Annotated in this window: 10 protein-coding genes and 1 pseudogene; 5 read left to right on the plus strand and 6 right to left on the minus strand. The window is 71.3% G+C overall.

The window, feature by feature from the left end:
* Positions 1-158: 158 nt before the first annotated feature.
* Positions 159-1,829: a sodium:solute symporter family protein gene (locus tag D7M15_RS10735; RefSeq protein ID WP_121517301.1), complete on the plus strand. Its 1,671-nt coding sequence runs from the start codon at positions 159-161 to the stop codon at positions 1,827-1,829.
* Between the two features lie 21 nt (positions 1,830-1,850).
* A complete protein-coding gene (locus D7M15_RS10740; RefSeq protein WP_240649232.1) occupies positions 1,851-2,225 on the plus strand; it encodes a hypothetical protein in 375 nt (124 codons plus the stop codon).
* Positions 2,226-2,278: 53 nt separating this feature from the next.
* Here the strand turns inward: D7M15_RS10740 and D7M15_RS10745 are convergent, their stop codons facing one another.
* From D7M15_RS10745 to D7M15_RS10755, 3 genes are all read right to left on the minus strand, one after another.
* Positions 2,279-2,980, minus strand: a complete 702-nt coding sequence (locus D7M15_RS10745) for a LuxR C-terminal-related transcriptional regulator (RefSeq protein WP_121517302.1) — start codon at positions 2,978-2,980, stop codon at positions 2,279-2,281.
* A gap of 216 nt (positions 2,981-3,196) precedes the next feature.
* Positions 3,197-5,083: a PQQ-binding-like beta-propeller repeat protein gene (locus D7M15_RS10750; protein WP_121517303.1), complete on the minus strand. Its 1,887-nt coding sequence runs from the start codon at positions 5,081-5,083 to the stop codon at positions 3,197-3,199.
* Between the two features lie 212 nt (positions 5,084-5,295).
* Positions 5,296-7,146 (minus strand): ABC-F family ATP-binding cassette domain-containing protein, encoded by a 1,851-nt coding sequence (locus D7M15_RS10755; RefSeq protein ID WP_121517304.1) that lies wholly within the window; start codon positions 7,144-7,146, stop codon positions 5,296-5,298.
* Between the two features lie 129 nt (positions 7,147-7,275).
* On the opposite strand from D7M15_RS10755, the gene D7M15_RS10760 reads away from it, so the two are divergent.
* The gene (locus tag D7M15_RS10760; protein ID WP_121517305.1) at positions 7,276-7,653 is read left to right on the plus strand and encodes a hypothetical protein; all 378 of its coding nucleotides are present in this window, start codon (positions 7,276-7,278) and stop codon (positions 7,651-7,653) included.
* Between the two features lie 171 nt (positions 7,654-7,824).
* Here D7M15_RS10760 and D7M15_RS10765 read toward each other — a convergent pair whose 3' ends face one another.
* The 3 genes from D7M15_RS10765 to D7M15_RS10775 all read right to left on the minus strand — a co-directional run bounded on the left by D7M15_RS10765 (position 7,825) and on the right by D7M15_RS10775 (position 12,179).
* The gene (locus D7M15_RS10765; protein WP_121517306.1) at positions 7,825-8,310 is read right to left on the minus strand and encodes a YbaK/EbsC family protein; all 486 of its coding nucleotides are present in this window, start codon (positions 8,308-8,310) and stop codon (positions 7,825-7,827) included.
* A 101-nt stretch (positions 8,311-8,411) separates the two neighbouring features.
* On the minus strand, positions 8,412-10,142 hold the full coding sequence (locus tag D7M15_RS10770) for a penicillin-binding transpeptidase domain-containing protein (RefSeq protein WP_206337346.1): 1,731 nt from the start codon (positions 10,140-10,142) through the stop codon (positions 8,412-8,414).
* 186 nt (positions 10,143-10,328) lie between these two features.
* Complete coding sequence (locus tag D7M15_RS10775; protein ID WP_121517307.1) at positions 10,329-12,179, minus strand: phospholipid carrier-dependent glycosyltransferase; 1,851 nt, start codon at positions 12,177-12,179, stop codon at positions 10,329-10,331.
* Here D7M15_RS10775 and rsmI point away from each other — a divergent pair.
* Together rsmI and D7M15_RS10785 are read left to right on the plus strand one after the other, a co-directional pair.
* Positions 12,142-13,044: a 16S rRNA (cytidine(1402)-2'-O)-methyltransferase gene (gene rsmI, locus D7M15_RS10780; protein ID WP_121517308.1), complete on the plus strand. Its 903-nt coding sequence runs from the start codon at positions 12,142-12,144 to the stop codon at positions 13,042-13,044. The genes D7M15_RS10775 and rsmI overlap by 38 nt on opposite strands.
* Positions 13,045-13,279: 235 nt before the next feature.
* Positions 13,280-13,546: pseudogene (locus D7M15_RS10785) on the plus strand (hypothetical protein); the annotation flags it as partial.
* Positions 13,547-13,684: the final 138 nt, after the last annotated feature.

The following is a 13,684-nucleotide window of genomic DNA, read 5'->3' on the forward strand; positions in this document are numbered from 1 at the left end:
GCCTTAGGTAGCAAAACCGACATCGAGCACAATCGCTCCACCGTAAGGGCCCATCTCCATCGCAAACGAACAAAATCAAGCAACATCACTCTTCAGAAAGTGATGGCCAACGAGTACCTTCACCTCCGTTCCCTCTGAACTATGAAGCGAGTGACCGTATGACCTATCTCGCCGAAGGGCTTCGGCTCGAGACCAACGCACTTGATTACACACTTCTCGGCATCTACTTCGTCGTCGTCCTCGGGATCGGCTTCGCCGCCCGGGCCAGCGTGAAGACGAGCCTCGACTTCTTCCTGTCCGGCCGGTCCCTCCCCGCGTGGATCACCGGCCTCGCCTTCGTCGCCGCCAACCTGGGCGCCACCGAGATCCTCGGCATGGCGGCCAACGGCGCCCAGTACGGCGTCTACACCGTCCACTGGTACTGGGTGGGCGCCATCCCCGCCATGGTCTTCCTCGGCCTGGTGATGATGCCGTTCTACTACGGCTCGAAGGTCCGCTCGGTGCCGGAGTTCCTGCTGCACCGCTTCGGGCCCTCGTCGCACCTGCTGAGCTCCGTGATCTTCGCGGTCTCCGCGGTGCTGATCGCGGGCGTGAACCTGTACGCGATGGCGATCGTCCTGGAGGCCCTGCTGGGCTGGGAGCAGTGGGTCGCGATCGTGATCGCGGGCTTCTTCGTGCTCGCGTACATCACGCTCGGCGGCCTCTCCTCGGCCATCTACACCGAGGTGCTCCAGTTCTTCGTCATCCTCGCGGCGCTGATCCCGCTGACGATCGTCGGCCTCAAGCACGTCGGCGGTTGGGGCGGCCTCAGCGACAAACTGACCAGCAGTCAGGGCGAGGCGTTCACGACGGCCTGGGACGGCACCGGGATCGGGTCGGACAACCCGCTCGGTGCCAACTGGCTCACGATCGTGCTCGGCCTCGGCTTCGTGATGAGCTTCGGCTACTGGACGACGAACTTCGCCGAGGTGCAGCGCGCGCTCTCCGCGAAGAACATGTCGGCCGGTCAGCGGACCCCGCTGATCGCCGCGTTCCCCAAGATCCTCATCCCCATGGTGGTCGTCGTCCCCGGCCTCATCGCGCTGGTGATGGAGCCGACCATCGGCACCGAGGAGAACGGGCTCCAGTACAACGACGCGATCCCGCTGCTCATGCGGGACCTGCTGCCGAACGGTGTGCTGGGCATCGCCGTGACGGGTCTGCTGGCGGCGTTCATGGCGGGCATGGCGGCGAACATCTCGTCGTTCAACACCGTGTTCACGAACGACATCTACGCCCCGTACGTGAAGAAGGACCAGCCGGACGAGCACTACGTGCTCACCGCGCGCGTCGTCACGGTGGTCGGTGTGCTGATCGGCATGGGGACGGCGTTCATCGCGTCCACGTTCAGCAACATCATGAACTACCTCCAGACGCTGTTCTCCTTCTTCAACGTGCCGCTGTTCGTGGTGTTCATCATCGGCATGTTCTGGAAGCGGACGACCCCCGCCGCCGGTTTCTGGGGACTGCTCTCCGGCACCGCCGCCGCCATGGTCAACTACTTCTACTTCTACAAGCAGGGGGTCATCGACATCCCCAGCGACCAGGGCGCCAACTTCGTGTCGTCCATCGTCGCCTTCGTCGTGGGCGCGCTGGTGATGGTCGTGGTGACCTTCGTGACGAAACCGAAGCCGGTGGAGCAGCTCGCCGGACTCGTCTACGGCACCGTGTCGCCGGGCATGGCGGAGGCACCCGCCGAGGGCGACGACGCCTGGTACCGCCGTCCCGCGCTGCTGGGCTGGGGCGCGATCATCCTCGCCGCCGCCTGCTATGTCCCCTTCTCCTTCTGATCCGCGAAGGGCTGAACGACCATGAACGACAAGCAGAACGACCAGAACGCCACCGGCGACGGGGCCGTACCGGACACCGCGCACGACCCCGCCGCGCACATCCAGGAGGTCGAGGACCTGGAACGGCGGTCCAACACCGCCGCCCGCCTCTTCGACGTACGCCGGATCATCGGCGGCCTCTTCGTGGTGTACGGCGTGATCGTGACCGTCGCCGGGATCCTCGCCTCGGACGAGGACCTGGACAAGGCCGAGGGCATCAACATCAACCTGTGGACCGGACTCGGGATGCTCGCCCTCGGCGTGTTCTTCCTCGTCTGGCTGCGGCTGAGCCCGACCATCCCGCCGCCGCCCCCCGAGGAGGCCGCGGCCGAGAGCGGTGACCCGCTGGTGAAGTAGCGCGGTGCCGTACGGCCGGGGCGCGGGCGGGGACGTCGCAAGGACGTCCCCCGTCACCCGCCCCGCTCGTACGGGCCCGTCGCGTCGTACGGGCCCGTCGCGCGGTCCAGCAGGCCCGTACGGGCGGCCAGCGCCGCCGCCTCCAGCCGCGAACCGACGTCCAGCTTCATCAGCACCCGCTGCACGTGCGTGCGCGCGGTGCTCGGCGCGATCCGCATGCCCGCCGCGATCAACCGGGTGTCCTCACCCTCCGCGACCCGTACGAGCACCTCGACCTCGCGCGGGGTGAGCAGCTGGAGCAGACGCTGCCCCTCGTCGTCCGGCTCCGCGACCGGGTTCAGCAGCTCCGTGAAGGCGTCACGCAGCAGCTGCGGGCCGACGGCCACCTCCCCGGCGCGCGCCTTCATCATGGCGCGCTCGACGCCCTCGATGCGCTCGTCGTTCCGTACGTAGCCCGAGGCGCCCGCCGCGAACGCCGCGGCGATGCCGCGCGGGCTGGGCACCGGGCCCAGGACCAGCACCGCGATCTGCGGCTTCTCGCTCTTTATCCGCACCACCGGGTCGAAGACGCCCTCCGCCGCGGGCGTCGCGGTGCCCAGGAGGCAGACCTCCGGGGCGCGGTTCAGCACCAGTTCGGCGGCGCCCGCGCTGGGCGCGGCGGCGGCCAGCACGCGGTGGCCGCGCAGCTTCAGCGCCGAGGCCAGCGCCTCGGCGAGCAGGCGGTGGTCGTCCACGACCATGAGCCGCACGCTCATACAGCCCCCCAACTCCCGCTCTCCGCCGGGCCGCCCGGCGGCCGGGGCCCCTCCGGGCACGGGTGTTCGCCCACGGAAGCTACACGCTCCCCCGCCCCCGCGCGGCCAAACCCCGGGAAGCCGCCCGGAATACGGCGGTCCCCGCCGTACCGGTGCGGCGAACGCACCGGCACGACGGGGACCCGGGGCCGTACGGACCGTGCCCGTACGGCGCGGTCAGCCGCCGAACCCGACGGCGAGCAGACGCTCCTTGGTGAAGGTGCCCGCCCGCTCCGTCACGTACTTCTCCGGCAGCAGCAGCTTGCCCTTCCCGTACACCACCTCGGTGTCCTGGCCGTACGTGTTCGGGCCCAGCTCCTGCTCCTCGTCCACCGAGTCGTTCGGCATCTTGAGGTACGAGGTCTGCTTGCCCGCCTTCGGCTCGATGCCCACGATCTCGCCGCCGGAGTCGTACGTCGGCAGTCTGTACCCGACGACGGTCTCGCCGTCCATCTGGATGGGCATGATCGTGCGCTTCGCGCCCGCGTCCGACTTCCACTTCGTCCGGCCGCTGGCGAAGTCGAAGGCCATGACCTCGTTCGTCCGGCCGTACTCGGAGGAGCTGTCGCTGTGCTCCTTCGTCGAGAGGTACACCGCGTCCTTGCCGACCGTCATGCCGAAGCACGCCTCGACGCCCAGCCCGCACGGGTTGTTGTAGCGGTCGCCGCCGAGCGAGATCTTCGCCGCCAGCTTGTTGTTCCGCACCGTCATGATGTCCGTCGGCGTCGACTCGCCCGCGCCGACCACCAGGACCAGCGGCGACGTGGAGGGCACCCGCACGGTCTCGGTGCCCTTCGGCACCTCGAACTCCGAGATCGACTTGCCGGTCTTCGGGTTCAGCTCCTGGATCGTGAACGTCGGGTTGGAGAAGTCCCCGCAGCGGACGACGGCCATCAGCTTCGGGCCGCCCGCGTACCCCTCGTCCTTGCAGTCGCCGTTCGTCTTCGCCTGGAAGATCGGCTTGCCGCCGGTGATCTTGTACGCGACGGAGCCGCCGATCCAGGCCGAGGCGACGGTGCCCTGGCTGAGCGTCACGTTGTCGACGCTGATGGTGTCGGCGCCCGGCATCGTCTCCTGCCAGAGCTTCTTGCCGGTCTTCATGTCGATGACGACCATCTGGTTGCAGTCGGCCTTGCTCGACTTCGTCTCCTGCGTGACGATCGCCGTCTTGTCGTCGTCCGTCTGGTGCGGCGACGCCGCGCAGACCGAACCGGGCAGCGGGATCTCCCACGCCTGGGAACCGGACGTGGCGTCCACCGCGACGACGCTCTCGACGGACGTCTTCACGAACAGCTTGTCCGTGACCCACGCGCCCGGCACGCTGACCTGGTCGTCGACCTTCGGGGCGGCCATCTTGGCGACGAGCTTGCCCTGGATGTTCGTACGCTCCTGGCCCGCGCCCCCCTCGGTGTCGGTGCCCTGCGAAGTCTCCTTCTTGTCGCCGTCGGCCTTGTCGTCACCGCCGTCGTCGTCCTTGCCCAGGAAGACCACGGCGCCGCCCGCGACGAGCAGGACGGCCACCACGGCCGCGATGATCACCGGAAGCTTCGACTTGCCGCCGCCGGAGCCCGCGGGACGCCCCGGACCGCCGGGCCCGCCGGGAGCCGTCGGGTACGCCCCCGGGTCCTGACCGTACGGCTGCTGCCCGTACTGCTGTTGGCCGTATGGCTGCTGCCCGTAAGCCTGCTGCCCCTGCGGGTAGCCGTAGTGCTGGCCGGGCTGCTGCTGCCCGTACCCGCCGGGGGGCGGCGGGGTCGGCGCCCCGAAGCCGCCGCTCGCGGGCGGCTGGCCCGGCTGCTGCGGGTAGCCGTAGCCGGGCGCCTGGCCGGGCTGCTGCGGATAGCCGTACCCCGGCGTCTGGCCCGGTGCCTGACCCGGTGGCTGGGGATAGCCGTAACCCGGCTGCTGCGCCGGGGGCTGCGGGTAGCCGTACGCGTCGTTGTGCCCGTCGCCGCCCTGGGGACCGGTGGCGGAGGAACCCCCGGAGGGGTCGGACGGCGGGTCCTGCGGCGCTCCGAAGCCGCCCGAGGGCGGCTGGCTGGGTGGTGGAGGCGGCTGAGACATGACGTTTCCTCGTGGCTAAGCAGGCCGACGCCCGGCACCCCAAACCCCCGTAGGGCCGAGCGAATCGGACATACTGGCCTGTCATGGCTGACTGATGAGCGGACATTCTTTGTATCACCGGACACCGACAGAACGGACTTCGGTTCCCGAGGGGCGGCCGACGCGTTACCAGAATGCAGCCGGAGGGCGCGGGCGCGACGCGCCCGCAACCCTCAGCCGTCCTCGGCCAGTTCCAGCCAACGGGTCTCCAGCGTCTCCCGTTCCGACGTCAGCTCGCGCAGGCGGCCGTCCAACTCCGCGACCAGCGCGAAGTCCGTCGCGTGGTCCGCGATCTCCGCGTGCAGCGCCTTCTCCTTGTCACCGATGCGGTCCAACTGCCGCTCGATGCGCTGGAGTTCCTTCTGCGCCGCCCGCGAGGGACCCGCCGCCCTCGGCCGCTCCCCACCCGTACCGGCGCCGCCGCCCGCGGCGGGCGCCGCCGGAGTCGCGGCGGCGGGCGCCCCCGGGGTCGCGGGCTGGTCGGCGGCGCGCATCGCGGTACGCCGCTCCAGGTACTCGTCGACACCGCGCGGCAGCATCCGCAGCGCGCCGTCACCCAGCAACGCGTGCACCCGGTCGGTGGTCCGCTCCAGGAAGAACCGGTCGTGGGAGATCACCACCAGCGAGCCCGGCCAGCCGTCCAGCAGGTCCTCCAGCTGCGTCAACGTCTCGATGTCGAGGTCGTTCGTCGGCTCGTCCAGGAACAGCACGTTGGGCTCGTCCATCAGCAGCCGCAGGATCTGGAGCCGCCGCCGCTCGCCACCCGACAGGTCCCCGACGGGCGTCCACTGCCGCTGCTTCCCGAACCCGAAGCGTTCGCACAGCTGCGACGCGCTCATCTCGCGCCCCTTGCCGAGGTCGACCCGCCCCCGTACCTGCTCCACGGCCTCCAACACCCGCCAGGTGGGGTCGAGTTCCGCGACCTCCTGCGACAGGTACGCCAGCCGCACCGTGCGCCCGACCTTGATCCGCCCGCTCGCGGGCTGCCGTTCGCCCTCACTGCGCGCGGCCTCCTCCAGCGCCCGCAGCAACGAGGTCTTGCCCGCGCCGTTCACGCCCACCAGGCCGATCCGGTCGCCCGGACCCAGCTGCCAGGTGAGCCGCCGCAGCAGCACCTTCGGCCCGGCCTGCACGGTCACGTCCTCCAGGTCGAAGACCGTCTTGCCGAGCCGCGTCCCCGCGAAGCGCATCAGCTCCGCGCTGTCGCGGGGCGGCGGCACGTCCGCGATCAGCTCGTTCGCCGCCTCGATACGGAAACGCGGCTTGCTCGTACGCGCCGGGGCGCCCCGCCGCAGCCACGCCAGCTCCTTCCGCATCAGGTTCTGGCGCTTGGCCTCCTCCGTCGCCGCGATCCGGTCCCGCTCCGCGCGCGCGAAGACGTAGTCGCTGTACCCGCCGTCGTACTCGTGCACCGTGCCGCCCTGCACGTCCCACATGCGGGTGCAGACCTGGTCCAGGAACCAGCGGTCGTGCGTCACGCAGACCAGCGCCGAACGGCGGGCCCGCAGGTGACCGGCCAGCCAGGAGATGCCCTCCACGTCGAGGTGGTTGGTCGGCTCGTCCAGCACGATCAGGTCGGGCTCGCCGATCAGCAGCTTGGCGAGCGCGATACGCCGCCGCTCACCGCCGGACAGCGGCCCGATGACGGTCTCCATGCCCTCCGGGAAGCCCGGCAGGTCCAGCCCGCCGAACAGCCCCGTGAGCACGTCCCGCACCCTGGCGCTGCCCGCCCACTCGTGGTCCGCCATGTCCCCGACGACCTCGTGCCGTACGGTCGCGGCCGGGTCGAGCGAGTCGTGCTGCGTGAGCACACCGAGGCGCAGCCCGCCCGCGTGCGTGACGCGGCCCTGGTCGGCGGGCTCCAGCTTGGCGAGGACACGGATCAGCGTCGTCTTCCCGTCGCCGTTCCGCCCGACGACACCGATGCGGTCACCCTCGCTGACCCCGAGGGAGAGGCCGTCGAGCAGCGCGCGGGTGCCGTACACCTTGTCCACGGCTTCCAGATTGACGAGATTGACTGCCATCTCACTCCTGTTTCGCGGGATCAGCCTTTCAGGGTACCGGCCGCCGGGAGCCGTCCCGCCCCGGCTGAGTAGCGGCTGAGTACGCGCGCGGATACCCGGTCGCGGGCGCCCCTCCGTAGGTTCGGCCGCATGGAGAACGACACCACCGCCCACGGGCCCGCCGACCCCGCCCTCGACCTGCCCGCCGCAGCGGGCGAGCGGTCCGCCGCCGACCGGGCCGGGCTGGTGCTCCTCGCCCTGGTCGTCGTCCTCGCGGGCCTGGTCGTCGGCGTCTTCGGGCCGCTCGCCGCCATCGCCTGCGACTCCTGCCAGGACGGTGTACGCAGCCAGCTCCGCTTCGCGGACACACTGCTCGGCGTCGCGCGGTTCGGGGTGCCGGTCACGGTGGTGCTGACGGTCGTCGCGATGTTCACGGCCCGGCGGGGCGCCCGCGCCGGGGGCGTCGGGCTGGGCGTGCTGGGCCTCCTGCTGGTGCTGATGATGGCGCTCGGCGAGATCACGGGCTGACCGTCCGCCCGCTCCGTACGGCCACCCGCGCGCGGAGGGTCGGAAACGTGGAACGCCCTCCGCGCGCGCGGAGGGCGTTTTCGCGCGGAGGGAGGGCGTTTTCCTGTACGGGGGTCGCTGTACGGGGGTCGCTGTGTGCGCGTGATTCCGCGCGCGGGCAGGGTCCGGCCTTCAGCGTTCCTCGCGTACGTCCGCCAGCGTCCCGCCCGCGTGCGCGACCAGCGCCTTCGGGCCGATCGCGAACACCGTGTGCGGTGTCCCCGCCGCCGCCCACACCGTGTCGTGCGCCAGCAGCCCCCGGTCCGCGAGGACCCGCAGCCGCGTGGTGTGCCCGAAGGGCGGCACGCCCCCGATCGCGTAACCGGTGGCGTCCCGTACGACGCGGGCGTCGGGCCGTTCGACCCGTTCGGCGCCCAACTCCGCGCGCACCCGGTCGACATCCACCCGGGAGGCGCCGTCCATCAGCACGAGGACGGGGACGCCGTCGGCGGCGAAGACGAGGGACTTGACGATCTGGCTCAGCTCGCAGCCGACGGCCGCCGCGGCCTCGACCGCCGTACGGGTCGCCTCCGGGAAGCTCCGGACCTCGACGTCGTCGAGACCGAGGGCGGACAGGGCGGCGGCGAACCGCGGGTGGGCGGCGGAGGCTGAGGTCATGCCGTCACGCTAGCCGCCGGAGCCGCCGCACGGCGAACCGGTTCCGGCGACCCCGACCGATCCGCGCGCGGATCGGTCGTCCGCCCTGCGCGGTCGCTCGCTCAGCCCGCGTCGAGCACCTTGCGCACGACCGGTCCGGCGAAGTCGCCGCCGTGCCCGGAGGCCGGGACGACGGCCGCGACGGCCATGTCACCGCGGTACGCCGTGAACCACGCGTTCGGCTTCTTCTGCCCGCCGACCTCGGCCGAGCCCGTCTTCGCGCCGAAGTCGCCGCTGAGCCCGGACATCGCCTCGGCGGCGGTGCCGCCGGTGGCCGTCGTCTTCATCAGCGCCCGCAGCCCGCTCACCGTCTCGGGCTTCATCGAGCGCGGCGCCTTAGCCAGCGTGCGGTTGTCCAGGGAGGGCGACACGAGGTACGGCTGCTTGAACGTGCCGGACTTCACCGTGGCCGACACCGACGCCATCGTCAGCGGGTTCATCCGCACGCTGCCCTGCCCGATCAGCGACGCCGCCATCTGCGCGTCGGACTGGACGGGCACCTGGCCGTCGAACGTGCTCGTACCGACCTGCCAGTTGAGCCCGATCCCGAAGACGTCGCGCGCCTCCTTGGTCAGCGAGTCGTCCTCCAGCTCCGGCGCCTGGCTGATGAACGCGGTGTTGCAGGAACGCGCGAAGCTCTGGCTGAACGTGCCGCCGCTGATCTCGAACTTGTCGTCGTTCTGGAACTTCCAGCCGCCGTACTCGAAGTACTTCGGGCACGGGTGCGCCTTGCCCGGCGACGCCAGCCCCTGGTCCATCAGCAGCGCGGCGGTGACGACCTTCATGGTGGAGCCCGGCGCGTACGAGCCCTGGAGCGCCGTGTTGAAGCCCTTGGCCGGGGAGTTGGCGACAGCGAGGATCTCGCCGGTGCTCGGCTTGACCGCGACGACCGACGCCTTCGTCTTGTCCGCGACGGCCGCCTCGGCGACCTTCTGCACGTCCAGGTCCAGCGTCGTCTTGAGGGTGCCGGGCGTGCCCTCGGAGAGGGTGCGCAGGGTGGTGCCGGTGTCCTTGCCCTTGGCGTCGACGATGCGGGTCTCGACGCCGGGGGTGCCGTCGGTCTTGGCGCCGTAGCGCTTGCGCAGGTCGTCGAGGATTCCGGCGAGCGCCGGGTGGTCGGCCTTGGAGACCTCGGTGCCGTTCCGGTCGACGGCCTTGATCGGCGGGGTGCCCGCCTCGCCGGTCTTCACCGACTGGCCGTCCTTCAGCCCGGGGTGGAGCACGGTCGGCGCCCAGTCGACGACGACGTCACCGGTCTTCACGTCCCGTACGACACGCAGCGCGGAGTCGTACGACAGGGCGGAACGCTGCTCGCCGTACGCGAGTTGGGCGGTCACCTTGAACGGGACCTCGGACCTGCCGTCGTCCTCGGCCTCGTCCCCGGCGTCCTTCGAACCCTTCGCGTCCTTGGAGTCCTTGGCGGCGGTCGCCTTCGTCGGCGTACGCGGGGTGCCCGGGGTGAGGGCGACCTTGGACACCTTGGCGTCCTTGCGGAGGGCGGTCAACGCGGTGCGCGCGGCGGCCTTGTCGTCGGTGAGCGCGGCGGCCTCGCCCGCGTCGCCGGAGGCCCAGGCGTCGAGGAAGTCCTTCGCGGTCTTCTCGATCTCCTCGTCGGACGGCGGCCCGGTCTCGACGTCCCCGGAGTTCTTCCCGTCCGAGGCGGCCGAGACGCTGCCCTTGTCGGCGCCGTCGTCCTCGCCGCCCCCGACGAGCGCGTACACACCGAAACCGGTGGCTCCGACGACGACGGCGGCGACACCGCCGAGCACCGCCATCCGCTGGCTGTCACGCATCCGAGTTCTGAACCTCCGCCCCGCCTCCGCCCGCCTGGCCGAGGGTCTTGACGCACCATAGAGTACAGAGGTGAAGGCAGTGCCTCGAAACCACCCTTTCGAGACTCGAAAGGGAGTTTCGACAACTCAATTCACGTCTTCCACCAGGCGGTTGGCATCGCCCGGCGCGAGCGCGTGTGGCCGGAATCAGATCCAGGTGTCGAGCCACATCCGTTGCTGCCAGTCGTCGAGCGGGAGGCTCTGGCCCGTGTAGATCGGCCAGAAGTAGACGAAGTTCCAGGCGATGAGCAGGATCAGCACGCCCGAGGCGACGATCCCGACGAGTCTTCTGCGTTCGGTCACACCCGGCGGTCCGGCGAGCGCGCCGACCATCATCGTCACCGCGAGGCAGAGGAACGGCAGGAACACCACCGCGTAGAAGTAGAAGATCGTCCGCTCCGGGTAGAGGAACCACGGCAGGTATCCGGCCGCGACACCGCAGAGGATCGCGCCCGCGCGCCAGTCGCGGCGGAACAGCCAGCGGTAGACGGCGTACAGCAGCGCGAAGCAGGCGGCCCACCACAGCAGCGGCGTGCCGAGGGCGAGCACCTCGCGGGCGCAGCCGTCGGCGGCGGTGCAGCCGCGTTCGCCCGCGTCGGAGGACTCGTAGAAGTACGAGACGGGGCGGCCGAGCACGAGCCAGCTCCAGGGGCTGGACTCGTAGTTGTGCCCGGAGGTGAGTCCGACGTGGAAGTCGTACACCTCCGCCTCGTAGTGCCACAGGCTGCGCAGCGGCCCCGGCAGCCAGCCCCAGGCACCGGCCTGGCCGTCGGTCTCGGCCCAGTCGCGGAAGTAGCCGCCGCCGGTGGCGAACCAACCGGTCCAGGTGGCGACGTACGTGACGAGGGCGACCGGCACCAGCGACGTGAACGCGGGCAGCGCGTCCCGGTGGAGCGCCGCCAGGAACGGGCGTCCGGCACCGGCCGTACGCCGCGCGCCCATGTCCCAGAGGACGGTGAGGAGGCCGAACGCGGCGAGGATGTAGAGCCCGTTCCACTTCGTGGCGCAGGCCAGGCCGAGGCAGACCCCGGCGGCGATCCGCCAGGGGCGCCAGCCGAGGCCGAGGCGTTCGGCCACGCCGTGGTCGGGGCGTACGTCCCCGGGGGCGCGCGGCCCGTCCGGCGCCGCGTCGCGTGCCGCGCCCTGCCGCAGCGCCCCGGCCAGCCGCGCACGCGCCTTGTCCCGGTCGACGAGGAGGCAGCCGAAGGCCGCCAGCACCCAGAACATCAGCACCAGGTCGAGCAGCGCGACGCGGCTCATCACGAAGTGCAGCCCGTCGACCGCCATCAGCGCACCCGCGAGACACCCCAGGACGGTGGAGCGGAACAACCGGCGCCCGATACGGCACAGCAGGAAGACCGACACCGTGCCGAGCACGGCGGTCATGAAGCGCCAGCCGAACGGTTCGAGGCCGAAGATCCACTCGCCGAGACCGATGACCCACTTCCCGGCGGGCGGGTGCACCACGTACGAGGGGTCCTCGGACAGCGGGATCCGCTGCGGGTCGGCGAGGATCAGCTTGTCGGCGTTGTCCGGCCAGTGCCCCTCGTAGCCGTACCGGTAGAGCGACCAGGCGTCCTTGGCGTAGTACGTCTCGTCGAATATCAGCCGGTGCGGCGACCCCAGGTGCCAGAACCGCAGCCCGCCCGCGACCAGCGCGACCAGCGCGGGCCCGACCCACGCGGCCCAGCGCGCGAACCGCGCGGCGGCGTACGGGGAGAAGCCGAACAGCGCGGCGAGGCGCGGGGACGGCGCCGCGTACGGGGGGTCCAGCCGTTCCGTCACGCCGGGGCGCGGCGCGGCCACGTAGCCGTACCGGCGCAGCCGCAGCTGCCAGGAGGGCGCGTCGTGCGCGCCGGTGCGTCCGCGTTCGACGTCCGGGGCCGTGTCACTGGTCGTCACGGGCACATCGTAGGGAACCGCGGCGGGTGCGCGCGGTGGCCGCTGCGAGGATGTCCCGGTGGATTCCGGAACGCTCGTACTCGCAGGCACCCCCATCGGCGACCCCGACGACGCGCCCCCGCGCCTCGCGGCCGAACTCGGCGGAGCGGACGTCGTGGCCGCCGAGGACACCCGTCGGCTGCGTCGGCTGACCCAGGCGCTGGGGGTACGCACGGCGGGGCGCGTCGTGTCGTACTTCGAGGGGAACGAGGCCGCCCGTACGCCGGAACTCGTCGAGGCCCTGCTGCGCGGCGAGCGGGTGCTGCTGGTCACGGACGCGGGGATGCCGTCCGTGTCGGACCCGGGCTACCGGCTGGTGGCCGCCGCCGTGGAGCACGGCGTACGCGTGACGGCGGTGCCGGGGCCGTCGGCGGTGCTGACGGCGCTGGCGCTGTCGGGGCTGCCCGTGGACCGCTTCTGCTTCGAGGGCTTCCTGCCGCGCAAGCGCGGTGAGCGCCTGTCCCGGCTGCGGGAGTCGGCGGACGAACGGCGCACGCTCGTCTACTTCGAGTCGCCGCACCGGGTCGCGGACGCCCTCGCGGCCATGGCGGAGGTCTTCGGCGCGGAGCGGCGCGCGGCGGTGTGCCGGGAGCTGACGAAGACGTACGAGGAGGTGCGGCGCGCCCCGCTGGGCGAGCTGGCGGAGTGGGCGGCGGAGGGCGTACGGGGCGAGATCACCGTCGTGGTGGCGGGGGCGCCCGAGCCCGGGCCGTACGGCGCGGAGGACGGCGGCCCGGCGGAGCTGGCCCGCCGGGTCGCGGTACGGGAGGAGGCGGGCGAGCGGCGCAAGGACGCGATCGCGGCGGTGGCGCGGGAGGCGGGCGTACCGAAACGCGACGTCTTCGACGCGGTGGTCGCGGCGAAACGGGAACTCCCGGGAAACGAGGGGAACGGGAGCGGCGGGAGCGGTGACGGGAACTGAGAGGGACGTGGGAGGGGCGTGAGAGGAACGGCGGGGAGTGCGGAAAGCGCGGGAACGGCGCCGACAGGTCAAGCCGGGGGCAAAAGGCTTAGGGTGAAGGTAAAGCCAGAGCCGCAGAGCGGGCCGCGTTTCCCATAGCCGGATCAAATCTGCCCCAATTGCGCGGGAGAAAGCTGCGTTTCCTCCGGCGGAGGAGTCCACTGGGTGTGGGTCAACCGCTCGGAAAGGAGCTGGGATGGCAGACAGCAGCGGCATCGGCGGGGGTACGGCGGGTGCGACCGGTGGGACGGGAACGGTCCACGAGGAGTACAGCTTCGCCTGCATGAAGTGCGGCCACGGGTGGGAGCAGACGTACGACATACAGCACCATCTGCCGCCGGACGGAACGCCGTTCGTGACCTACTGGACCGAAGGCCACCGCGTTCCCTCGCCGCTCACGAATCCCACGTGCGTCAACTGCGACGGGCACCTGCTGCGCATCATGCGGTCGGGGCGCGTGGCGTTGGCCGAAAGGGCCATGCACACGTGACCGTGCGCCCGGCCCCGTACGTGTGCCGCGGCGCGCGGCACGTGCGGCGCGGTGCGGAGACAGGCGGTACGGAAACACGCGGTGGGCGCACCCGGTGACCATGTGTGCGGC

It is taken from the genome of Streptomyces sp. Z26 (assembly GCF_003665095.1).
Lineage (GTDB): Bacteria > Actinomycetota > Actinomycetes > Streptomycetales > Streptomycetaceae > Streptomyces > Streptomyces phytohabitans.